Here is a 25,304-nt window from a genome sequence, read left to right as displayed (position 1 = left end):
TCCTTTCACACGCCGGTGCTGGTGGTGGTGGCAGGCGCGGCAGCGGGGGCTGCGGGCGGCGCGGCATTGGGTGCAGCGGGCGGAGTGGCCGGTGGCGTGGCATTGGGTGCAGCAGGCGGCGCGGCCGGGGGCTGGCCAGGCGCGGGCTGAGCGACCCGCTGCTGGCCTTTAGCCTGTTGCGCTGCCAGCTCGGCGATCACGCGGTCGCGCTCGCCGTACAGCGAAATGGTACCGCCCGACATGACCAGAATACGGTCCAGGCGGGTGAGGATGTTGGGGCGGTGCGAGACGATGAAGACCGTGGCACCGGTTGCCTTGAGCTTTTGCAGGGCCACGCCCAGGGCGCGCTCACCCACATCGTCGAGGTTGGAGTTAGGCTCGTCGAGCACCACCAGACGGGGGTTGCCATAAATGGCACGGGCCAGACCAATGCGCTGCCGCTGACCGCCGGACAGGTTGACGCCGTCGCTGCCGATTACCGTGTCGTAGCCATCGGGCAGCATGAGGATCATCTCGTGCACGCCAGCCATCTGGGCCGCTTCCACTACCTTTTCCGGGTCGATCTTGTCGAAACGGGCGATGTTCTCGCTGATGCTGCCTTCGAACAGCTCGATGTCTTGCGGCAGGTAGCCGACGTATGGGCCAAGGGCCTGCTTGTCCCAAGTGGCGATATCGGCGCCGTCGAGGCGGACCACGCCGTGCTGTGGGGGCCAGATGCCCATCAGGGCACGCACCAGCGTGGATTTACCGGCGGCGCTTGGGCCGACGATGCCGACGATGGAACCGGCCGGGGCCACGAAGCTGATGCTGCGGATGACCGGGGCCTTGGCGCCAGGCGGGGCGACGATCAGGTTCTCGACCTGGATGTGGCCTTCCGGCGCTGGAAGCGGCATGCGCTCAGGTTCGTTTTTCAGATCGTCCATGACTTTGCTGAGGCGGTCGTATTGGACTTTCGCGGAGACGAAGCCTTTCCAGCTGCCGATCATCTGGTCGATGGGGGACAGCGCGCGGCCCAACAGCAGTGAACCTGCCATCAGGAGGCCGGGGTTGATTTCGTGCGTCACAACGAGATAAGCACCCAGTGCCAGCATGATGGACTGCGACCAGATGCGGAATGTCTTGGAGGTAGAACTGATCACGCTGCCCTTATCACTGGCATTGGACTGCAACAGCATGATGTTGCGCTGGCGCTTGGCCCACCGGTTCATCAGGGTATCAAGCATACCCATCGACTCGATGACCTCGGCATTACGCAGGGTCCGGTTCGTTACCACGTTGGACGCTACGTTTTCCTTGTTCGCTTCGGCCAACGCACCGCCAGTAGACCGATGGTTTACGAAAGCCAGCACAGTCAACACTGCGCCACAAAACAGGGTCATCCAGCCGAACCATGGGTGGAACAGGAACATCACGATGGTATAAATGGGGAACCATGGGGCATCGAAAAATGCAAAAAGCCCTGGCCCTGTAAAGAACTGACGTAGCGAGGTGAGATCGTTAAGGGACTGCGCCGTTGCGTCAGAGCCGCCGCTATTCAGAGCACGCTTGAAGCTTGCCCTATACACGTCGCGGCTGAGCATCACATCCAGGCGATTACTGATGCGCACCATGATGCGGGAGCGCACCCACTCCAAGGTACCCATTGTCGCGACCAACACGGTCATGATCAGCGTAAGCATGAGCAAGGTGGAGGTGCTGCTAGAGGGCACCACGCGACCCGATACCTGGATCATGAAGAACGTGGGCACCAGCATCAGTGCGTTGACGAAGAAACTAAAGAAGCCTACCGAAAGGAAGCTGCTTTTGCAGGCTCTAAGGGCGGCTTGCAGAGTGTTTTCGGATTGATAACTCATGGTGTCCGTACTGAGGAGTGGCGAAAGCGGCGGGCAGTGTAACACCCACCAAAGAAGGCAGCGTGTCAGATTGCTCCTTGAGCCGCTTTGTTCAGCGACGAACAGTAGAATTTCATGAAATGTTTGATCAGAACGGAAACAGGCAGTTGCTTGAGCGGTCAGAGTGACAAACGGCTAGATACCTTGAAACCGGCGAAAACTAGACGCCAGAAAACCACCAAAACTAGCCATGTCTGCATGCCAATGTCTTAAGTCTTTGATTTCAGGCGAATTTTTTGAAACTAGCAACGTCCTACCCTGCTACTCAGTTATGTACAAAAAGCGGCGAAAGATCGTCCCGCTTATAGCTAAGTTCCCCACTGATATGAATTTTTTTTTAGATTTCTTGGTTGACATCTTCCCCCTCCGGCGGCATCTTCGCCACTCGCAAGGAGCCTTCAATGGCAGTTCAGTGTATGCACGGGTTTGAGCACGTTAGCTACCAGTGTTATTGCTTAAAAGGAGCTTAACAACGCCATGTCTATGCCTTCGCAAACCCTGGACGGCCTGAAAATCAGCTCCCGGGTCACCCTGCTCGAACCGGGCATGTATATCTTCAGGTACGCCTCCCAGCCTCCGGCAGACAAACCTGTCTGCATCGCGCTACAACAAGCGCCGCTAGGTAAAGGCTCCATCGACTTCTTCCCCGCCGAGGGCGTCAGCAAAAACATGCTGACTAAGCTTGGCGACACCATCGTCGCCCGGGTTAAAGGCGGTGTCACCACCGTGCTGATCACCGAGTACCACATGTTCGACGAAGTGATCGAGCCTGTGGACCTGCGCATTGATCGCATCGACACCTCCCCCGCCATCATGCGTACCTTCGCAGTCGTGGCGAGCACCGACCCTTCGCAAGCCATCGCCGCCAGCACCAAGCCGCTGCCGATTACCTTAACCGCCCACCTGAGCCAAAGCGGCGAAGTCGTGTCCGGTGAAGGCTGGGTTGGCGAGCCGGGCGCCGATGAATTTATCGATTCTTTCGCCATCGACTGGGCCGAAAAGCCTGTCGGTGTCGACCTTCTTTATACCTGCATGGTGGCCGGCTCCGGCCCATGCCGCAATGTCTCGACAGGCACCACAGTCGGTGCCCGTGGCCAGGGGCTACCGCTGATCTGTGTTGGTTTCAGCCTGGTAGGCCCACTGCGCAAGCATTACGAATTAACCGGCCTTGTTGTTTTCAAAAATACGGAACCACAACGCCTGGTCGCGAATCAGATGATGCACGGCCCCACCGGCAACGAGCCGCTGGTGGCCTTGCACCTCGCCCTAACACCCGTAACGAAGATGAACGCTGCCCGCCTTAAGTCTCCGTGGGAAAACTCTGCGTCCGAGCAGAATACTATTGCAGCGGGCCACATGGCCTGAAGTAACAGGAATACATCATGCAATACGATAGCCCTCAGTCGAGCAGCGCTCTGCAAGACACCCTGAACGCCGATAGCGCCAACCTGTCCGAAAACACCATCGCTGCCATCAGCAGCCTGCTGAACCTGGACACCGTTGAAAACGTCAACATCGCCGGCATCGAAGGCAACGTTGTTCAGCTGCCAACTTCTGGCCAAGCTGACATCGTTCTCGGCGAAGTCGAAGGCGCCCAAGGCGACCAAGTGGTTGTCGACCTGGCTGCTGCCGAAGCCGCTGGCGTTAGCGCCTACGTGCTGCAGAGCGATGCCAACCTGGTTGTTGACCTGCAAGGTCAAGCAGCTGCTGGCGACGTTCAAACCTTCGCTGCTGCTCTGGCTCCAGCCGTTGATACCTCGGCCATCGAGCTGGTAGTTGCAACTGGCAACGGTGACGACGTCATCACTGTCAAAGGCGACCAGAACACCCTGATCGACGCTGGCGACGGCAACGACACCATCGTGACCGGCAACGGCAACAACACCGTTATCGCTGGCCTGGGCAACAACAACGTGACCACCGGTTCGGGCGATGACACCATCATCCTGAGCGGCAGCGACCACGCTGACATCGTCAACGCTGGCGCTGGCTTCGACATCGTTCAGCTGGACGGTTCGCGCGACGACTACACCTTCACCGTCGGCAACAACTTCAACGTCAACCTGACCGGCAACCAAACTGCCGCCATCACTGACGCTGAGTTCCTGACCTTCGTTAACGGTGACACCACCGAAACTGTAGCCCTGGCTCACAGCGACGAAGAAGCAGCTGCCCTGCGCCTGTACCAAGGCATCCTGGGTCGTGACGCTGATGCATCCGGCGCCAAAGACTTCACCGCCCTGGTAAGCGAAGGCACTTCGCTGACCGACATTGCCAACCAGTTCCTGAACTCGGCTGAGTTCGCTGGCGCAGCTTCGGCCCAAGACATCAACGAGCTGTACCAGGCTATCCTGGGCCGCGCCGCTGATGAAGAAGGCTCGACCGCATGGCAAGCCGTGCTGGCCAACGGTGGCAACCTGAACGACGTAGCTGCTGGTATCGCTCTGTCGAACGAAGCCATCCAGCTGGATCAGTCGAACGGTGACTTCGTCCGCGAACTGTACGAAAACGTACTGGGCCGCGAAGTTGAGCAAGAAGGCCTGGACGCTTGGGTATCCCAGCTGTTCAACGGCACCAGCCGCGCCGAAGTGGCCGCTGGCATCGTTGGCTCGGCTGAAGCTGCTCAGAAGTCCAACAGCGACTTCATCGACTCCCTGTACCAGTCCGCACTGGGCCGCGAAGCCGATGCAACTGGCAAAGCTGCTTGGGAAGCTGTCCTGGACAACGGCGGCACTCACGCCGACGTGGCCCTGGGCATCGTTGGTTCCAACGAAGCCATCGCAAACATCGACAACGTCGTTGTACTGCACGGCCAAGTGTAACTAGCCCTGTCGTAGCGAAACGTACACCCGGCCGCAAGGCCGGGGGTATGCCAAAGGGGGCGGCTCTCGAGTCGCCCTTCTTTTTATTTTTTGCAGCCAAGCCAAGCTTATGTCCAGACAACTCGACCATGGGCGAGAAACGCTCATGGACATCTTCCACCGCCACCGTCAGGCCAACGAGCACGACGCGGCGGCAACTGCACTCGAACGTGCGTTGCAGATTCCCGAGTACCGGGCCGAAGCACTCGTATGGAAAGGCATCGCGGCCTTGCCGCAGACGCCCAAGCTGGCTTTTTTATTTTTTGCCGAGGCCGCAAAGGCCCTGCCCGAGCGGGCAGATATCCACGCCCTGGTGGGGCGTAGCCTGCTGGCGCAAGACCAACCCTCATTGGCCACGCGCTACCTGACCAACGCCTGGAAACTTCAGCCCAATGACCTTGGCCTGCGCCTGACCCTCTGGGAGGCCCGCAGCCTTTCGGAAACACCTGCGGACGTGCGACGGATGATTCTGGCCCACCTGCCCGATATCCATACAGGCAAAGAGCTGGCGGTTGTGCTGAAGCTGCTTGCCGCACAAAGCGATGCTCCCAGTACTGTCGGGGTTGTGCGTTATCTGCCTGATCAGAAGGAAATCCAGGGCTGGGCAGTCGATTTGCAGAACCTGCAAGTGCCCGCCTCTATTCAAATCGAAGCCAACGGCGGGCGCATTAACGCGACCGCAAGCGTCAGCCATCCGCTGCTCAGCGCAGCAGGCCTGCCAGCAAGCCATGGCGGGTTACGGGTGAGCGTGCCCAACCCAACGCCTGCGGTTACGCTGCAGTTCGCCAATGGCACCCCCCTACTCGGCAGCCCGGTTTACGCCATGCCGGTCTTCGTCCCCCCTGCTAGTGCGGGTGGTGGCGAAAACAACCCGGTGGATGTGCTGATCCCGGTCTATAACGGCCTCGAAGAAACACTGGAGTGCATCAACAGCGCGCTGGACGCCCGCAAATTGAACCGCACTGCGCATCGCCTGGTGGTCATCGAAGACAAGACGCCCGTCCCAGCGCTGGCCAAGGCACTTAAAGTGCTGGCTGCCAAAGGCAAGATCACGCTGATACAAAACGCCGTGAACCTTGGGTTCATCCGCACGATGAACCGCGCCATGGCCCTGAGCCCGAACAAGGACGTGGTGTGGCTAAATGCCGATACCCGCGTGCACGGTGCCTGGCTGGATCGCTTGCGTGAAGTGGCCTATAGCGACGAACGCATTGCATCGGTGACGCCGTTCACCAACAACGGCGAGTTGATGAGCTTCCCACGCAGCCAGATTTGCCACGACATGCCCAGCGCCAAGGCGCAGGCCGAACTGGATGAATTGGCCCGCCAAGTCGCCAGCCCGCCGGTGGAAATCGAGACGGGCTGCGGCTTTTGCCTGTACATCAAGCGGGCGGCACTCGATGAGGTGGGCTACCTCGATGAGGTGCACCTGGCCCGCGGCTATGGTGAAGAAACCGATTGGTGCCTGCGCGCCCGCAGCCACGGTTGGCGCCATATGGGCGCGCCCAATGTGTTTGTGGCGCACCAGGGCGGCATTTCGTTCGGGGCCGAGAAGGTACTGCGTGTGGCAATGAACAACGCCACATTGCGCAAACGCTACCCCGAAGCATCGGCGCGCTATAAAGCATTTTGCCTGCGCGACCCCATCAAACCTGCACGCCAGGCCCTGCAGCAGGCTCGCCTTGAGCACTTGACGCGTAAGCCGGTAAATCAGCGGAATGCCTGCTGGCAACCGGGTACTGACCATACGCTCCGCATTCAAGATGGCTCTGAGGCAGAAGCGGGCTTCAGTTTGAGTTATCGCCAGAGCAGCCACAGCACCTGGGTGTTGTTGACCGCTCCATTAAACCCTCTACCGCTGAATCTTGAATTCGAGCTGCCGAACGATTTCACCCATTTGGTCGAGTGCCTGCGCAATCTACCATTGGAGGCAATCGTGTATGAGCACTTGGCGCGGTGCCCGGTGGGCTTATGTGATCTGTTGGCAGTGCTGAACATTCCGTACAGCATCCAGTGCCGTGATGACCGGTTGCTCGATCAACAAGGCGACTACGACTGGCAACGGTTTGCCCGCGAGGCTGCAAGTGTCATGGTGCCGTGGCCGGGGCTGAAGCCCATTTATAGCGATGCGTTGCCTGGCGCCAAGCTAATGGTGGAGGCAACACCGGTTGATAACGAGGCTCCAACGCATGCGCCGCATTCGCTGATGATCGGTGACAGCCTGCGCGATCAGGGAACTGCCCATGCCTGGCTGGATGCCGCTCGTCACATCAGCCAGGCCGGGCTACCCATCCGTTTGCTTGCGCACGCCGATAGCCCTTGGCTGAATCAGTTGCAGGCCACCGGGAGAGTCCAGCTTTTACCAGAAGTGGAAGGGTTCAGTCTGGCGGAGCGTGCCCAAGCCGCTGGCTGTGATGGCGTACTGAGCTTAACCAAGGATTCTGGCCGTGCCTGGATGGCGCATGGCTTGGCGACCCAACTGGGCGTACCACTGTTTGCCGGCCCTACCCCGCTGAGAAGCGACAGAGGGACAATCGACCTTATCAATTTGCCTTTGACCTTGAGCCTGGCCCAATGACCGAACATGTTATGGAACAACCGCAGACGGAAGTGTCCGCCATTCAACCTCACTTCAGCGGGGCCATACTCGGTCTTCAAGGCGATGTACTGCATGGTTGGGCGATGGACAATACGCAGCAAGAACAGCGTCCGATCGTCGAGATATTCATTGACGGCGCAAGCGTGGCACTGGTGCGGGCTGACCAATATGAGCCGAGTGCGCCGGCAGGCGACCAGTACCACGGTTTTGCAGTGCAGCTACGCCAACGCTGGCTTGATGAGGCACGGTTGATTACCGCTCAAATTGCTAACCAAACTTTCGTGTTGGAAGGACAACTCTCGCTGCCGGTCCCGCCTAGTGAGGACAGCGCAGGTATCGCGTCCCAGGTTTGGCACACGGGCGGTCTGCGTGTGGCTGGCTGGTGCTGGGATCCGAAATCTCCCAATAGATATGTTGAAGTGACGGTGCGAGAAGGCGATCAAGTGGTTAGTAAGGCCGCTTGTAATGAGCACAATCAAGCCTTGGCCTATCGGATGTCCAGCAAACACGGCTTCTCAATTGATCTGCCCTGGGAATTGGCCGATGGAAGGCTGCACGTACTAGAAATCGTAAATGATCTTGGCCAAGTGCTTGTAGGTAGCCCCATTCGCCTATGCTGTCGCCCAGAGGGTTTAGAAGGACTGCTCCGGCAACTGGATACGGCACATGATAATGCAACCCTGACTCTGCTTACTCAAGTTGCAAAGGAACAAACGTTGCGCCTTCCCAAAAGCGCTGGGTGGCAGCACTATCCGCAGTGGTTTGAGGCGTTTCAGCGCTTGGATAGCGAAACGACGCCGGAGCTTCGAGGCACGCTAGGGCTATTGGTGTTAACTGATGGCAATAATACACTCGAGCAAATAAGCGTTGATAGCCTTGGGCACTACCGCTCCGACGTTCACAAAGTGGCCACTAGTGCGCCTGACGATCTTTTGCCAGCCTTAGTGCAGTTGCTTGAAGACGGGTGTGATCGCATCTTGCCGATAATGGCAGGTGATCGTCTGGCGCCGTTTGCGTTGGCGCAGTTGAGCGCTTTGCTTGACGATGGCAGCGCATGGGCGTATTCGGATTGCGATCGTGATGGCCCTCAAGGTGAACGCAGCCTGCCGTGGCTGAAACCGGTGTGGGACATGGACCTGTTCATCGGCGCTGACATATTTTCTCCCGGAGCAATATACAGTGCCCGCATCATCAGACAAGCAATGATATTGCTCAAGGCCGACGGAGAGCGGAGCATAGTAAACTGGCACGATCTCACGGCCGGAGTTGCTTTAGCCACAGAAAACTCTAATGCGCAGGTCACACATCTGCCTCGAGTGCTTTACCACCGTGCTTTCCATGCAACGGCAAGCCCCGAACAGCCTGAGCCGTGCCCTAAACGGGCAAAAGCTATTGGATGGCTGTGTCAACAGATTGCGCCTGGCGCCACGATCAGCCAAGTGGCAGGCTACCCAGCGCTTTGCAGGGCGCACTGGCCGTTGCCAACGAAACTGCCACGCGTGAGTCTTATCGTGCCAACTAGGGATCAGTACAAGCTACTGCACGCCTGTATTGAGGGATTGTTGAAAGGCACTGACTACCCCAATCTTGAAATCATCGTGGTCGATAACCAGTCAAGTGATCCGCTTACTCTAGCCTATCTCGCTGAACTAAGCACCCGCGGTGTCAAGGTGCTACCTCATCCTTACCCTTTCAATTATTCGACTATCAATAACCGCGCAGCGGGTATTGCCACCGGCGAACTGATTGGCTTGGTGAACAATGATATTGAAGTGATCGAGCGCGACTGGTTGAAAGAACTGGTCGCGCAGGTGATGAGGCCCGGAGTAGGAGCAGCGGGTGCAAAACTTTTGTGGCCGAATAGCATGGTTCAGCACGGAGGCGTCATTGTTGGAGTCAACGGCCTCGCTGCTCACTGCGGTAATACATATGAAGATCGAGACCCTGGCTACTTGGGCAGGAACCAATTAGCCCTACAACAAAGTGCGGTAACTGCAGCTTGCTTGGTAGTCCACAAGCACATTTTCGAACAAATCAATGGTTTGGACGAAATAGCTTTCCCTGTGGCATTTAACGATGTTGACATGTGCCTGAAAGTAAGGGCCGTAGGATATCGAATATTGTGGACCCCCTTTGCCAAACTTATCCATGCTGAGTCAGCCAGCAGAGGCAAAGATTCGAATAACGAAAAGCAGTCGAGAGCCAAGCGCGAGCAGATTGGTTTTATGAACAAATGGTCCTTGACTGGCGAAGTAGATGATTGTTACCACCCTGGATTAAGCCATGACTACCTGAGCGGTCCTTATGGCGGCCTTGCTATCCCCCCCCAACCCATGCACTCAAGGTTCCACAGAGGGATAGAAAAGAAGGACCAAATAGTATCGTAACTTTCACGCGCGCTGAAACACTTAATTCTCAGCACGTCCACCTTTAATGCTCGGATGCAGTTATGCCGATTGAATCAACCAAAAAGCTCCAAATTGTCGGCCACTTCGACTATGTCGATGGAGGCTTCGCGTACGGATGGGCTGTGGATCCTGGAAATCCGCTTGAGCGAGTAGCTGTAGAAATACTCTGCAACGGCAACGTCGTAGGTCGTGGTACAGCAGATGGATACAGACAGGACCTAGAAGAAGCCGGGGTTGGGGATGGCTACCATCTATTCCAAATAAAACTGTCATACGAGCTATTCAATGGCGAAACCCATACACTTCAAGCACGAAATACTACCAATAACGTGCTGATTACTGGTTCCAACCTTATCTTGCCCCCTCAACCTGCCCAAGTCCTATATCCGGTGATATCACGGACTGAGGGTGAGGACTTCGTTTCGGAGCTGTACCGAGCAGCAACTAGCAAATCGAATAAGTTAGCAAAAACAAAGATAATGCAAGCTTATCGCATTGCAAGTCTTCTTCAAGAAACGGGCGAATACGATGATGCCCGATACGCGTGGGAAGCTTTGAGCAAAGTGCTCGGCGAAAACGCATTCTGCATCTGCAAATTAGCTGAAAGTTATCTTCTGCAGGGAAACACAACTGTTGCTCTCGATCTATATCAGCGAGCCGCAGGGCTGAATTTCGCTTTCAGTTGGTCGCACTTGGGCATGAGCATTTGCCAAAGACTTCTCAGTGATTACACTGCCGCAGAAGAATCTTTAGCCTTTGCAGAGGCACTCCCTAAAGTTGGAAATATAGCGGTGGGTCTGCATGCAGCACGCTTGGAACTGTTACCACACAGGGTAGAGCGACTGATCGCCAGACAGGACCATATTAAAGCCATAGACTTACTACTCCAAGTGCTAGCTTCTGATCCAACCAATGCGTACGCAAGCTTGCAGGTGAATGATTTAATTGCCGCTGAAATCCAACACACCGGCAGCAAGAGCACTGAGTCAGCATTGGTAGCCCATAGACGGTCAACCCGAAGACTGGAAAAAGCCATTGAAGCGGCCCACGTCAACACAAACATTAAACGTGAAATCAGCAATGAAGCGGACAAGCACAATGCCTAATACACTCGACCTTGATTCCCTTGAAGAGCGGCGAGCGCGCCTAGGCGCGATAGGCGCGCTAGATTTCCTAATTGATTATCAAAGAAGAAAACAAAGCGGCACATCGTATCCAATTAATTACATCCCGTTTAAGTGCAAGACTGTACCTGTAGATAAAGATTTAAGTAGATTCAAAAACATACCTAGAAATTTTCCAGTTGCTCGGCCGCTTCCTCCAATTGAAGGCCTTGCTAATGATTACACGCACCTCATCACAAATGTTGACAACGATCCAGCCGGAAGCGAAGTCAAGATCTCAGTGATAATATTGACCTACAACAGAATCGAGCCCTTAAGAAGGACTTTGGCAGGGCTAGCTCGGCAAACTTATCCGAAACACCTCATAGAAGTAATCGTGACGGATGATGGCAGCTCGTACGACACAATGGCCGTCATCCGCGAATTTGACGACGTTCTTAACATCAGATATTCATGGCATAAAGACGTTGGTTTTACAGCGGCTGCTGCGAGAAACAATGGTATCCAAATCGCTAGGAACGACCTAATAATACTTCTAGATGTAGACATGTTCCCGTCCAAACATCTAGTTAAAAATTACGCGAAATGGTGGAAGACGCTTGACGACAGCATACTAATTGGGCCGAGGAAGTACATTGACATGAGCAATGTTCATGTGAATGAAATCCTTAGTGATGCCAACCTGGAGGAACGATTTAAAGAGATCGTAACTAACAACAATGTAGCGGGTAAAATCCAAGGATCTCATTCCGTCGATTGGCGACTGGAGATATTCGAACGCACTCAAAATCTTCGTACAGAGTCGCTACCTTTTAGGACGTTTGCTAGTGGGAACGTTGCATTCTCTAAAAAGAATTTTAGCCTAGTTGGCGGCTTTGATGAGCGCTTCATATCTTGGGGCTTCGAAGATACAGAGCTCGGCTATAGGTTCTTCAATGATGGAAAGTACTTCATACCCGTAATGGATGCTTTGGCCTACCATCAGGAGCCAGAGGGAGGCGAAAATGAAACTGACCGCAGCGCCGGCAAAGAAATAAGTGGTGAGCTGTTCAGTACAATATGCCCCTATTATAGGCATTTGAGCAAATTTAAAAAAGATTTCCATTATGTGCCGCGAGTCTCCATTTACATCCCAGCCTATAACTGCGCCGATACTATTTGCGACGCTATACATAGCGCACTGAATCAAACGTATACAGACCTGGAGGTATGCATCTGCGATGACGGATCCACAGATGACACTCCCAAAATATTGGAGCGATATTTTTCTAACAACCCTCGTGTTCGATGGATTCGACAGGAAAACGGAGGTATCGGCAAGGCCTCAAACGCAGCTTTGAGTTTGTGCAGGGGTATTTATGTAGGTCAGCTGGATAGTGATGACTACCTTGCCGAAGACGTAGTGGAAAAGTGTGTAGCGCTTCTCGATAAGAAACCTAATCTAGGATTGGTTTATACCACATACGAGAATGAGTATCCGGATGGCCGCATCGAGCAGGGCTACAACTATCCAGTATTCACACGTGAAAAAATGTTAACAGCGATGATCGCACATCATTTCAGGATGTTCAAAAAGCGCTATTGGCGGCGAACATCTGGCTTCAACGAGCGCATTCGAAATGCTGTTGATTACGACATGTACCTAAAATTATGTGAAGTATCTGAAGCAGAGCATTTGAACGTTGTTGGATATCGTCGCCGACTGCACGGCCAGAATACGTCCGTCGTGAACTACGGCGAACAGATGAAGAATACGGCAGTTGTTGTCAACTCATCAATGCGCAGGCTGGGTATCAACCTCCAGGCAAGTTTAGAGAAAGAAAACGCCTCGCAGCTAGTTTATATCCCTTTGCAGAGTGAAAGTCTGGAGGCACAACAGTGAATAAACACATAATTATTGCAATTCGCTATTCAATACTACAACGTAACAGTGCCGCATGGAGAGCCGCTGAGCAAGGCTTTGAAAAACATGTCGAAAAAATCTTGAGCGACGAAAGGTTGGATATCAGAGAAGAAACTTTTGATAAGATCACTCTCAGCTCAATTTGCTGCCAGAAAGTTTCGGACCCCGAAGTCACTTTTTCGGTTCTCATAATGCTTTCAGATTTGTTACCCAAAGAGCGACTGAGGAATTTACAGGATAAGATCCGCAGTGCCAATGCCACCGCAATAGACTTCAATCTTGTAACCATAGATTCTGGCTCGGGTATAGATCACGACTTCAGAAATATAAATGAAGCAATGAAGTTTGAAATCAACAAGAAGACGCAGAACACGAGCCAGGGGCTACTTGCTACAGTTAGACTAGATGACGATGATGGCCTGAGTGCAAATTTTGTTCAAAAGCTAAGTGAACATATGCATCCAGGTCTCACCGGATACGCAGTATCATTCGCGTACGGGCTTGAAGGCTATTGGAACTCCGAGTCGTGTCAGATTAGTGATATCCGTCACAATTATTTCCCTAAGTTCTCTGCAGGAATGGCTTATCTCAATTCCTATAAATCCTCGGATGGTCTGGCTGATAATAAAACTATTCACGTCTACAATCTTGGCAACCATATGAAGATCGATGAATACTATCCTACGATCGTCGAAGCTAAAGAGCCCATGTTTTTTAGGACTCTGAGTACAACAAACGACTCGGTAGGCTCTCCCTATCATAAAAATTTACCTGCTGTCATGGGCAGAAATACGCTCGAGCAATTCTCATACATCTCTAGACTATACTCATCTATTGAGCTGATGGACAGTGAAGACTTACAAAAACTAGAAGTATGTAAAAGTAGTAGCCCTTGGATGGCACTGATTACTCATTTGAATAACCGAATTCAACTTCGTGAGAAACAAATTCGCGAATTGACTGAAAAACTGGATAGCGCCAAATCATGAAGATTGCAATAGCGGGTACTGGTTATGTTGGCATGTCCAACGCTGTGCTTTTAGCTCAACACAATGAAGTAGTGGCGCTCGATATTCGCTCGGAGAGAGTAGATGCCATTAACGACAGGATTTCACATCTTGAGGACGCCTGCCTCAAAGATTACCTGCAAAATAAGGTCCTTAATCTTCGCGCCACGCTTTCTAAAAAAGACGCTTACATTGGCAGTGATTTTGTGGTGGTTGCGACACCCACTGATTATGACCCAGTGACCAACTATTTTAATACGTCGTCTGTGGAATCAGTCGTCAGGGATGTTCTAGAAATTAATCCTTTGGCAACGATCATCATTAAATCCACCGTACCCGTAGGTTTTACAAAGACTCTTAGAGACACATTGGGCCACGCGAATATCATCTTTTCGCCAGAATTCTTGCGTGAAGGGAAAGCTCTCCACGATAACCTTTATCCCTCTCGGATTGTGATTGGATCCGACAGCGAACAAGCAAAAGTATTTGCGAACTTGCTAGTAAACGGCGCGTTAAAAAGCGACATCAGCATTCTATACACTGACTCTACAGAAGCAGAAGCAATCAAACTTTTTGCTAATACTTTTCTAGCAATGCGAGTTGCTTACATTAATGAACTCGACACATATGCAGAGATACATAACCTTGATTCACGACAGATAATTGAAGGTGTTGGATTAGACCCTAGGATAGGCAATCATTATCACAATCCGTCTTTTGGATACGGTGGATATTGCCTTCCGAAAGACTCTAAACAATTGCTGGCAAACTACAAAGATGTGCCAAACAATCTGATTGCAGCCATTGTTGATGCTAACCGTACCCGCAAGGACTTCATCGCCGAAACAATTATTAGTAAATCCCCCAACACCGTGGGAATTTACCGACTTACTATGAAAAAGGGCTCGGACAACTTCCGAACAGCCTCGATTCAAGGAGTGATGAAAAGAATAAAGGCTAAAGGCATAAACGTTATTGTGTATGAACCTAACTTAAATGAGAACTCTTACTTCAACTCACCAGTTACCAACAACCTCGAAAATTTCAAGTCTGCCTGTGATCTCATAGTTGCCAATAGGTGGGAGGATGAAATTCGCGATGTAGCGTCTAAAGTATACACTCGAGACTTGTTCGGGAATGACTAATAGCTCGCTTTTGCACACCCGCACCTAATCGCAGTTACGGATAGATATGAAAATGACTATCACCACTAAAATACAGCAAATAATATCTGAACTTCAGGCGGCTGAAGAACTCTTACAAAAACAAGCTCTACCAGGCCAAACTTCAAATGCTCGACAAGTCTCGACTCTGGCCTCAGTAAATCCCACCTATTCCCATCAGAAACCTGATAATAGCGCCTCTAGTCTAGGCACACTCCCAGGACGTCCAGTTCTTCAGGAGGAAGTAGCGATTGACTTAACGCCCGAACTAGAACGACTTCGCAATGAAAATCAAAGACTTTCCCGCGAACTTTACGACATTCGCAAAGAAAGTCTGATCAGTAAAAACGCTGAGCGGCAAGCATTAAGTGAAAATGAGCTGTTAGTAGTTGAGCTTACGAAAGTTCAGTCAGAACTCGAGCAGTATTTTGAAGATAAAATAGCTCTAGAAGCAGCCCTTGCGAACACAAACGAGTTGATCGAAAAGGCATCACAGACCATAGAATCACTGCAATGTCAAAGCATTTTTGGCGCTAAATAATCTAGATTCTGCTTAACTGGAATCGGGACTAATCATGGGGCGATGAGTTCATGGGAATACTGATTTCAAGCTAAAGTTTTGCATATTTTTTCAAGCATTGATGATACTGGTGGATGTGATTGGGATTTAGGCAAACTGTATCAGTTTTAGTATCAGCGTATTTTTGCCACGGACGAATTAAGTCGTATGAAACAGAATTACGGTATAGCAAATTTTCGGGTAGATACCAATGTCTAAATCAGTCTTAGAATCGCACTCACCATCCTTGTTGGACACTGAATGGTATCTTGCGACTTATCCAGATGTGGCTCTTTCGGGGATGGATCCGCATGAGCATTACGCGAGACATGGTCTGCGAGAGGGTCGCATCCCTCGTCCGCTCAAAGCGTACGATCTAGAATCGGCAATGTGGGGTGGATTCTCACGAAAAGCGATACCAGACTTAATAAGTTTGCAAGAATACTCTATCGATGATTATGAAAGATCCTACGCATGCTGGGCTTTGGCGAGGTGGTACGCTAGTGTGCTCGATTGGTCGAACGCCTTGACGTATCTCAAAAAGATCACTCTCCCGCTACCGCCATTCATAAATAGTACAGGCTACACCCTTCTTACGACAGAAATTCAATTACATAGTGGCCATCCGTCAGCCGCTCGACGAAGTGTTCAGCACGAATTGAACGCTCAAGGCATCCTTCCCGACCTGTGCTTAGCCGCGGCGAACGTATGCCTTCCTCATCATGATATTGCTGATCAGACCAGTTCTGATCTTAAGTTGCATTGGATAAATCGAGTATTTTCCTCAAAAAATCTCTATCCATTAGTCAAAATTGATCAGGATACTGAACTAACCATTGACAATATTAAATGCGATGGCAACGTGGGTGCCACACATGCAGGACAAGCAAAAATCAGCGTAATTATGCCAGCATATAATGCTGAAAAATTCATCCAAACTGCGTTACTCAGCTTGCTTGCTCAGACCTGGTCCAATTTAGAGATATTGGTTGTAGATGACTGCAGTACAGATGGCACAGTTACCAGGGTGTTGGATCTCGCAAAAAAAGATAAACGCATCAAAGTACTACATCATCACACCAACCAAGGTTCATACGCAGCGAGAAATTTAGCACTGCAGCATGCTACTGGCATCTTTGTCGTAAACCACGACAGTGACGATTGGTCTCACCCCCAGCGTCTTGAACTGATGATCAGCCCGCTTATAGCCGATAGCAACATTGTCGCAACAATGGCCAACTGGGCACGCTGCCACTCAAGCTTACACTTCCAAACTTGGCGTGTTGAAAACCACTTGATAGAACCAAGTGTATCAACAATGATGTTTCGCGTAGAGGCAATTCGTCGCCTTGGTGGTTGGGACGAAGTACGCGTAGCTGCTGACTACGAGCTGAACAGGCGGTTAATTCATTATTATGGACCAACAGCTGTAGTCGATGTGCTTCCCGGTATACCGTTAGTATTCGCCCGGCAGTGCTCTAACTCTCTGACAATGGCCACAAGCACACATGTCCGCACATCATTTTATGGGCTCAGAAAGCTCTACACATCTCTGGCGGAGCATTGGCACTCGAGTTCAGAGGATCCAAGCTCCTTATATCTCAAGCCCGGCGAAGACAGTCGCCCCTTTCCAGCGCCTCTTTCTATGCTAAAAAAACAAAACTCGGAATTGCCTAACTTCGATTGGCTTTTAATAGCGGATCTAAGCTCGGAGTCCATCCATAAGGATATTCAGAACTCCTTACTCGACACGCTTATAATGCGCGGCGCACGCTTAGCCCTGTTTCACTGGCCAAGTTATCCAAACTCGAAAGACGTAAGCGCCGACGTCCTTAACTTAGCGATTGCCAACAAACTAACGCTAGTTTTAGCCGAGCAGACTATATTTGCACCACACATTATTTTTATAGATAGCAAGCTATTAGAACACCCTCTGGATGATCTACCAGTGTTAAAGGGATTCAAAGGTTGTCATCTAATCGATTCTGAAGCAGAGGCTAGATCTTTTTTAGAATCCGCTGAGAGTAAAAAACTTTTAACGTTGACGGCTAAACCACCACTCCGTTCGCCATTACAATCGCTAGACAGTAATGCAGAAGAATCGGAACCATTGCAGTGCGGCCCTGATAGCATTATAGATGATCAAGCGGATTCGCTATTTAATCCAAACTGGTATTTAGAAAGATATCCCGACGTATTGCAAGCAGGCGTTGATCCCCGAGAGCACTACATCAATAACGGGTATACTGAAGGGCGCGAACCCGGCCCGGATTTCAATACTGCTTGGTATCTACAACAGTGCCCAACTGCACGTAGCAGCGGAATCTCACCGCTTGTGCATTATGAAAAAATAGGCCGCGCCGCTGGGTATGATCCTCGCCACCCAACGCTTAAGGGTAGTCTCACTCTGCGCGAAGGAAGTCCCACAATTTTGATATGCGCTCACGCTGCGAATCAAGAATTGTATGGTGCTGAGCGCAGTTTATTAGATGTGCTTGACGCATGTAATGACCTGCATATAAACGTCATCGTAAGCGTGCCTTCATTATTGAATATGAGCTACGTAGACGCACTACGCTCACGTGCTATAGCAGTAACTTGCGTATCCACGCAGTCTTGGAGTGCCACCACCCCGCCCTGCTTACTAGCGGTGGACAGGTTTCGACGCATCATTCAAGAACACAATGTTGATTTGGTGCAGGTCAACACTATTATGATGCGTGAACCCTTATTGGCTGCCAAAGAATATAAGATACCTTCGGTAATACATGCCCATGAATCTCCATTGCATGATGCTGAGCTGTGTGCATCGATCGGCTTAAGTGCCGAAAAAATCAAAACTCATATCTTGGAAGCTTCAGATTACGTAATTGCAAACTCTGATTTTACTGCTAAGCATTTATACAAACCTGACGCGACGTATGTGGCAGGAAACATAATAGACGCCAAAGCATTTAATATTCCTAATGATGTAAATAAGGGCGAGATCACTGCCGCCCTTGTCAGTAGCAACCTACCAAAGAAAGGCATTCAAGACTTTCTACAGCTAGCATTGGAACTTTTGCCTGATACGCCAAATCTCCGATTATTGCTGATAGGCCCGCATACACCTGCTATCGCCGCGCTCCGCACTCTAGAGTCGCGCGGGCAACTGCCGCAAAATATCTCCCTTGTTCCTTATACGGCTACCCCGCAGGATGCAGTTTCAAAAGCAAACATTATTCTTAACCTGTCACATTGCCAAGAAACTTTTGGACGTACCTTACTCGAGGGCATGGCTGCAGGCCGCCCAGTTCTAGCTTACCGTTGGGGCGCTTTACCAGAACTTGTTGAGGACGGTGTACAAGGTCATGTTTTAGAATATGGCGACATCAAAGCTGTTGCAAACCGAATCAGACAATTATGTCGAAACCCGAAAAAAATTCGCACTCTCGGTAATGCTGGACGTAAACGAGCCAAACAATATAATTTGAAGCGTTTGTCAAAGCAACTAGGAACAGCTTATGAAGCGATCCTTGGCACTGTGCAATTTAACGCGGAACTTAATGCATCCCAAGCTGAGAATACACCATGAACGCGCATTAGAATTAAATGCATTGAAGGCTAATGCCTTGCGTCAATTTGGCATGCGCATATCTTCAAATTACACTCACAAAATTCCAAGTTGTTTTGGTCTATTGTGGCTCGCATAATCGGCTAACGGCTCTAGATCCCAAACTCTCTAGAGCCGGTTCTCCGGTTGGGTTCACTCAATCGGAGCAGGTCAATAAACAGCGAGCATTCGCGTCTGTTCGATTCATTATAAGAGCCACCTTAATTTAAACATATTGTAAGATTGGATGGATCTTTTTCTATTTGAATCTTTAGTCCCTACTGGGCATTTCTCGCAATAGCAATAAATTTTACTCCTCTTTCCGAAACTACAATCACATGCACCGAATCGTATTGTTTACCACCATCAGACATTAATTCGTTATAATCATTAAGCTGAAAGATTGAATGCATTTGCTCAATCCAGTTATCACCAGAAATCTGAATCAGGGATTTAACGAACTCCCCACCAACATCCTAAAGCTTCTGTTTAGAAGATTTTCATACTTAGCTCGCGTCGCCCAAGCTATTTTCGCGAGGACATTCCGCGCTTTGTATGCGACAGGCGAATGTGCTATGTTTGACACTCCCATCTTCTGACACTTATTTGCGATATAAACATGAAGTTTTTTACATACATGAAATTTGCAAGCGCTAGATTTTTATTCCTACTCATAACGATGCTAGCTTTCAGCAGTTCTAGCTCAGCTTTTGAAATTCATGCTTTCCTCCCCTATCCATCCATTCGCCAATCTCCTCAGAGCTTAGCTGCTATTGCTGACTCACAGCAGTTTGGAATTAATAGAATTGCTGTAATCTACGAAAATGAGCTACTTGATCCTCCAGAAAAATTCAGCCTGAACAAAAATAGAATCAATGAAAGAAAAATCAAAAGCACTGCCGCCAAATATTCGAAGACAGGGACAACCATAATTTCTTTAGACTTGGAATCGTGGAATAGATTCGACCCAACCACACCTAGCCTGTATTTGCAAGTAATCAAAATCTTCAAGCAAGCCAACCCCAATGCGCTAGTCGGTCTCTATGCAACAGTGCCGCAAAATACGTACATATGGTCGGAGGAAAAGCGTGCTTTCTATGATAACCTGAACGCTAAATATGCTGACGTTGCCAAGGCAGTAGATTATTTCAGCCCTTCTTTGTATAACTATAGCGGCGATGACTTTTCCTCCTGGAAAAGTAATGCCTCTTATAATATAGCGGCTGCAAAAAAATATGACAGTCATAAAAAAATCATTCCATTTATAACTCCCGAAGTTCAGTTGCACGGCGCAATACGTTTGTTAGATTATGATGAGATGAAAGCTCGGCTTGAAGCACTCCGCAACCTTGGAGCGGATGGATGTATTATCTGGGGAAGTAGCCGCTCTAGGACCGGCACTGGATCTCGTCCTACTCTTGATCCAAAGTCAGGCTGGTTAAGAGCAGTAATGGACTTTTCTAACGGTCTTTGACTTTACCTTGCAGACATATACTTAGAGCGATAACGCCGAACGCTTTATCCGATCTAATTAGCGCTAGCATCATTTACCTTTGGGACGGGCGCCATTGGCGCCAACCTGAAGTATAAGGCCGCACTAACATATCATTATAATTTTCTGATTACCTTTTTATATAGCTTGTTCTTTAGCCCCTATGCGTGCGGCTTAGGTACTCATGGGCCATACTGGCAGCCTAGTTCAAGTATAAGCGCCATTTACACTCATGCCATATCTCCCGACATGCACTCTTAGGTACAGTAAAATGCTTCTAGATCACCCATAATCTAATCAGTAGCTGATTATCCGCTTCCTGCTTCGCGGTATGCGCTCCACACCTAAATACATCAACCCCCACTATCAGTGATACGACAGCATTTACCAGCATAATTTGAATAGCATCATTTTACAGCGGTCTCGATCTTTAACACCTCATCACCATTGCTCGCTAAATATGACCTTATAACAGGTATACGTCTCAAATCGACTACAATTCCCTGATAGCTATTAAATCGAAACTGAGCGATACCTAGCCATCACTGCTGGCGGTGCTGTATCCTGAGCGGCATTAATGACACAGATGTAGATGATTCGCTCGCTGAGCGACTCGAAAGACCTTAGCTGTCAGTGTTAGTAGACGCCAACTTAAATTCAGGCCTAACTCATGATTCTAGTAACAGGCGGAGCCGGCTTCATCGGGTCAAATTACGTTCTGCAGTGGTGCGCGCACCATGAGGAACCCGTCCTCAACCTCGACGCCCTCACCTACGCAGGCAACCTAGCCAATTTGCAGTCCCTTGAAGGCAACACACAGCATCACTTCGTCCAAGGCGACATCTGCGACGCGTCGCTCTTGGCCAAGCTGTTCGCCGAGCACCGCCCCCGCGCCGTGATCCATTTTGCAGCCGAATCTCATGTAGACCGCTCTATCACTGGCCCCGAAGCATTCGTCCAGACCAACGTCATGGGCACCTTTAGACTGCTGGAAGCCGCACGTGCGCACTGGAGCAGTCTGACCGGGCAGGAGAAAGAAGGTTTCCGCTTCCTCCACGTCTCAACAGATGAGGTGTACGGCACACTCGCGCCAAACGATCCGGCGTTCACTGAAACCACACCCTACGCCCCCAACAGCCCCTACTCCGCTAGCAAAGCCGCCAGTGACCACCTGGTGCGTTCCTACTTCCATACCTACGGTATGCCAGTCCTCACCACCAACTGCTCCAACAACTACGGGCCGTTCCACTTCCCCGAAAAACTGATCCCGCTCATGATCGTCAACGCGCTCGCGGGTAAACCGTTGCCGGTCTACGGTGACGGCCAGCAGATTCGGGACTGGTTGTACGTCGAGGACCACTGCTCCGGTATCCGCCGTGTGCTGGAAGCCGGCACCACAGGCGAAACCTACAACATCGGCGGCTGGAACGAGAAAGCCAACATCGATATCGTGCGTACGGTCTGCGGCCTGCTCGATGAGCTGGCGCCAGCGTCCGCGCGCAATGTGATCAACCAAAAGACCGGTGCGCCTGTCGGACACTACGCCGAGCTGATCACCTACGTGACAGACCGCCCGGGCCACGACCGCCGTTACGCCATCGATGCACGCAAGATCGAACGCGAGCTAGGCTGGAAACCTGCGGAAACGTTCGATACCGGCATCCGCAAAACTGTCGCCTGGTACCTTGCCAATCAGGAATGGGTGCAGGGCGTGATGGACGGTTCGTACCGTGATTGGGTGGCTAAGCAATACGGGGCAAATGAAGCGTGAAAATCCTGCTGTTGGGGAAAAACGGGCAAGTAGGCTGGGAGCTGCAGCGGTCTCTTTCGCCGCTCGGTGAAGTTGTCGCACTGGACCGTCAGGGTGACGGCGAGCTCTGTGGCGATTTGAGCCAGTTGGATGCTTTGGCGAGCACAGTTCGTTTGCTCGCGCCTGATGTAATCGTCAACGCGGCCGCTTATACAGCCGTGGATAAAGCAGAGGGTGATCCTCAGGCAGCAGCGCTTATCAATGCTCAGGCCCCTGCCCTACTGGCGCGTGAAGCCGCTCGCTTGGGCGCTTGGCTGATTCATTACTCTACTGACTACGTGTATGACGGCAGCGGTGATCAGCCTCGGCAAGAAACCGCAGCCACCGGCCCGCTGTCGGTCTATGGCCGTACCAAGCTTGAGGGTGAGCAGGCCATAGAAGCCAGCGGTGCCAAGGCCGTGATCCTGCGCACCAGCTGGGTGTACGCTGCCCGCGGTAATAACTTTGCAAAGACTATGCTGCGCCTTGCCCAGGAGCGGGACGCCTTGAGCGTGGTAGCTGACCAGTTCGGCGCCCCAACCGGTGCTGACCTGATCGCGGACGTTACAGCCCATGTCGTGCGCCAGGTGGTCAACCAGCCCGCGAACGCTCACCTTGCCGGGATCTACCACTTGGCTGCATCGGGTGAAACGTGCTGGCACGCGTACGCGCAATTAGTGCTGCAGGACGCGCTTTGCAGGGGCATATCGCTTAAAGTGAACGCTGATCAAGTATCAGCGATCAATACCGACGCTTACCCTGTACCCGCGCCGCGCCCGCGAAATTCGCGGCTGGCACTGGGCAAGCTCGAAAGCGCGTTTAAGTTGAAAATGCCGCCCTGGCAGCAAGGCGTTAAACGTATGCTAGACGAAATCCATAAGTAAGGATTCCCATGGCTCGTAAAGGAATTATTCTGGCCGGCGGCTCAGGCACACGCCTGCACCCCGCGACGCTCTCGGTATCGAAGCAGCTGCTGCCGGTGTATGACAAACCCATGATCTATTACCCGCTGAGCACCCTGCTGCTCGCCGGTATCCGCGACATTCTGATCATTTCAACGCCGCAGGACACCCCACGCTTCGAGCAGTTGCTAGGCGACGGCAGCCAATGGGGCCTGAACCTGTCCTACGCCGTGCAGCCAAGCCCTGATGGCTTGGCTCAGGCATTCACCATCGGCGAGGCCTTCATTGGCAACGACACTTCTGCGCTGGTGCTGGGCGACAACATCTTCTACGGCCACGACTTCCAGTCGCTGCTGTTGAACGCGGGCCAACGCGAAACGGGCGCCTCTGTGTTCGCTTATCACGTCAACGACCCTGAGCGTTACGGTGTAGCCGAATTCAATGAGGCCGGGCGCGTATTGTCGCTGGAAGAAAAGCCAAAACAGCCGAAGTCCAACTATGCGGTGACGGGCCTTTACTTCTACGACAACCAAGTGGTTGACCTGGCGCGCAGCCTGAAGCCATCGGCCCGAGGCGAGCTGGAGATCACCGACCTCAACAACCTGTACCTGCAACAAGCGCAGCTGCATGTCGAGATCATGGGCCGTGGCTATGCATGGCTGGACACAGGTACTCACGACAGCCTGCTCGATGCCAGCCAGTACATTGCGACCATGGAGCGCCGCCAAGGGCTGAAGGTGGCGTGCCCGGAAGAGATCTGCTTCCGTGCAGGCTGGATTGATGCCGAACAACTCGAGCGCCTTGCCCAGCCATTGCTCAAAAATGGCTACGGCCAGTACCTGCGTAACCTGCTTAGCGAAAAGGTTTTCTGATGCACGCTACCCCTCTGGCCATCCCTGATGTCCTTCTGTTCGCCCCCAAAGTCTTCGGCGATGACCGGGGCTTCTTCTACGAAAGCTTCAACGCCAATGTGTTTGAAGAAGTCACTGGCCTGCGCCCCGATTTCGTTCAGGACAATCACTCTCGATCAGTGAAAGGCGTGCTTCGGGGCCTGCACTACCAGCTGTCCCCTCATGCCCAGGGCAAACTGGTGCGCGTGGTCCAAGGGGAAGTGTTCGACGTGGCGGTCGATATCCGTCGCTCCTCCCCCACTTTCGGCAAATGGGTCGGTGCGGTACTTTCTGCGGAAAACAAGAATCAGCTGTGGGTCCCGCCAGGGTTCGCGCACGGTTTTGTCACCCTGAGTGAAACCGCTGAATTCTTGTACAAGACCACCGATTTCTACTCGCCTGCCAGTGAGCGGTGCATCGCGTGGGATGACCCGGAAATCGCTATCGAGTGGCCGATTGATTTCAGCCCGAGCTTGTCTGGCAAGGATCAACTCGGCGTGGCGTTGGCTAACGCTGAAGTGTTCGAGTAATCCTGCAACGGGGCCAAGCCACGTAAGGCTTGGCCTTGTCAGCAATTGCAGCCTAAGCAGTTCTGATTGCCCGGCACCTGGGCTCGCCCTAGTAAGAAACGCTTGCGAGCGATTCACCCGCTTCGATGATTAGAGCGGCCCGCTTTTCCCGGTAACCGACTGAGTCTGGTGTTAAGCACGCAGGCTTAAGCTTCAGAAAGCAAAAAGATCAGAATCTGCCCCTTCCTTGTAGTCCGTTTCCCAAAGATACTCTGACCCCGCATTTACCATTGCGACCTCGTTTCTACGCTTCTACTCTCGGGGCGTCGTTGGTCATCAACGACACGGCTTTGACAGGTCGTAACGGTATTATGCACGCAGCTCGCTTTGTGGCGGCTGTACGTGGGGCACGCTTGCGTGCGCCGGAACTTGCATAGTCCGCCGGTCTGTCAACCTACGTACAGCTGCCTCCCTCTGTTTGACAGCAGTCGGGAGGGGGCCCGATTGGAAGGTACTATGCGATGCTTAAGATCGTCCCCGACCCACCGCAACACATCCACTCCCTGGAAGACACCCTGGTTCAGGCCTCGGATCACGCGCTATGCGCCGCAACC

General features: G+C 51.8%; 16 protein-coding genes. 15 read left to right on the top strand and 1 reads right to left on the bottom strand.

Annotation, left to right across the window (positions count from 1 at the left end):
* Positions 1 to 5: 5 nt before the first annotated feature.
* A complete protein-coding gene (locus tag CRP40_RS14210) occupies positions 6 to 1,853 on the bottom strand; it encodes a type I secretion system permease/ATPase (RefSeq protein WP_027914280.1) in 1,848 nt (615 codons plus the stop codon).
* A 522-nt stretch (positions 1,854 to 2,375) separates the two neighbouring features.
* On the opposite strand from CRP40_RS14210, the gene CRP40_RS14205 reads away from it, so the two are divergent.
* The 15 genes from CRP40_RS14205 (at position 2,376) to rfbC (ending at position 24,711) form a co-directional block, all read left to right on the top strand.
* On the top strand, positions 2,376 to 3,257 hold the full coding sequence (locus tag CRP40_RS14205) for a hypothetical protein (protein WP_033695001.1): 882 nt from the start codon (positions 2,376 to 2,378) through the stop codon (positions 3,255 to 3,257).
* Positions 3,258 to 3,274: 17 nt separating this feature from the next.
* On the top strand, positions 3,275 to 4,714 hold the full coding sequence (locus tag CRP40_RS14200) for a DUF4214 domain-containing protein (RefSeq protein ID WP_027914278.1): 1,440 nt from the start codon (positions 3,275 to 3,277) through the stop codon (positions 4,712 to 4,714).
* Positions 4,715 to 4,859: 145 nt separating this feature from the next.
* Complete coding sequence (locus CRP40_RS14195; RefSeq protein ID WP_027914277.1) at positions 4,860 to 7,331, top strand: glycosyltransferase family 2 protein; 2,472 nt, start codon at positions 4,860 to 4,862, stop codon at positions 7,329 to 7,331.
* Positions 7,328 to 9,739 carry a glycosyltransferase family 2 protein gene (locus tag CRP40_RS14190; RefSeq protein WP_033695000.1) on the top strand — a complete coding sequence of 804 codons (2,412 nt, stop codon included), beginning with the start codon at positions 7,328 to 7,330 and terminating at the stop codon, positions 9,737 to 9,739. The genes CRP40_RS14195 and CRP40_RS14190 overlap by 4 nt, the downstream gene beginning before the upstream one ends.
* Positions 9,740 to 9,801: 62 nt before the next feature.
* Complete coding sequence (locus CRP40_RS14185; RefSeq protein ID WP_027914276.1) at positions 9,802 to 10,866, top strand: hypothetical protein; 1,065 nt, start codon at positions 9,802 to 9,804, stop codon at positions 10,864 to 10,866.
* Positions 10,859 to 12,766 (top strand): glycosyltransferase, encoded by a 1,908-nt coding sequence (locus tag CRP40_RS14180; protein ID WP_158545151.1) that lies wholly within the window; start codon positions 10,859 to 10,861, stop codon positions 12,764 to 12,766. The genes CRP40_RS14185 and CRP40_RS14180 overlap by 8 nt, the downstream gene beginning before the upstream one ends.
* On the top strand, positions 12,763 to 13,776 hold the full coding sequence (locus CRP40_RS14175; RefSeq protein ID WP_027914275.1) for a glycosyltransferase: 1,014 nt from the start codon (positions 12,763 to 12,765) through the stop codon (positions 13,774 to 13,776). The genes CRP40_RS14180 and CRP40_RS14175 overlap by 4 nt, the downstream gene beginning before the upstream one ends.
* On the top strand, positions 13,773 to 14,939 hold the full coding sequence (locus tag CRP40_RS14170) for a nucleotide sugar dehydrogenase (RefSeq protein ID WP_027914274.1): 1,167 nt from the start codon (positions 13,773 to 13,775) through the stop codon (positions 14,937 to 14,939). The genes CRP40_RS14175 and CRP40_RS14170 overlap by 4 nt, the downstream gene beginning before the upstream one ends.
* Positions 14,940 to 14,991: 52 nt before the next feature.
* Positions 14,992 to 15,498: a hypothetical protein gene (locus CRP40_RS21830; RefSeq protein ID WP_141400907.1), complete on the top strand. Its 507-nt coding sequence runs from the start codon at positions 14,992 to 14,994 to the stop codon at positions 15,496 to 15,498.
* 544 nt (positions 15,499 to 16,042) lie between these two features.
* Complete coding sequence (locus CRP40_RS14165) at positions 16,043 to 19,090, top strand: glycosyltransferase (protein ID WP_239930214.1); 3,048 nt, start codon at positions 16,043 to 16,045, stop codon at positions 19,088 to 19,090.
* A 655-nt stretch (positions 19,091 to 19,745) separates the two neighbouring features.
* A complete protein-coding gene (locus tag CRP40_RS21825) occupies positions 19,746 to 20,582 on the top strand; it encodes a hypothetical protein (RefSeq protein WP_141400906.1) in 837 nt (278 codons plus the stop codon).
* Positions 20,583 to 21,270: 688 nt separating this feature from the next.
* Positions 21,271 to 22,371 (top strand): dTDP-glucose 4,6-dehydratase, encoded by a 1,101-nt coding sequence (gene rfbB / locus CRP40_RS14160; RefSeq protein WP_027914273.1) that lies wholly within the window; start codon positions 21,271 to 21,273, stop codon positions 22,369 to 22,371.
* Complete coding sequence (rfbD, locus tag CRP40_RS14155; RefSeq protein WP_027914272.1) at positions 22,368 to 23,273, top strand: dTDP-4-dehydrorhamnose reductase; 906 nt, start codon at positions 22,368 to 22,370, stop codon at positions 23,271 to 23,273. The genes rfbB and rfbD overlap by 4 nt, the downstream gene beginning before the upstream one ends.
* An 8-nt stretch (positions 23,274 to 23,281) precedes the next feature.
* On the top strand, positions 23,282 to 24,163 hold the full coding sequence (rfbA, locus tag CRP40_RS14150; RefSeq protein WP_027914271.1) for a glucose-1-phosphate thymidylyltransferase RfbA: 882 nt from the start codon (positions 23,282 to 23,284) through the stop codon (positions 24,161 to 24,163).
* Complete coding sequence (gene rfbC, locus CRP40_RS14145) at positions 24,163 to 24,711, top strand: dTDP-4-dehydrorhamnose 3,5-epimerase (RefSeq protein WP_027914270.1); 549 nt, start codon at positions 24,163 to 24,165, stop codon at positions 24,709 to 24,711. Before rfbA ends, rfbC begins: the two co-directional genes overlap by 1 nt.
* The last annotated feature ends 593 nt before the right edge of the window (positions 24,712 to 25,304 follow it).

This window comes from Pseudomonas sp. URMO17WK12:I9 (assembly GCF_900230165.1).
GTDB classification, from domain to species: domain Bacteria; phylum Pseudomonadota; class Gammaproteobacteria; order Pseudomonadales; family Pseudomonadaceae; genus Aquipseudomonas; species Aquipseudomonas fulva.
Note: the sequence above shows the minus strand (reverse complement) of the source record. Positions and strands in the feature narration are given on the sequence as shown.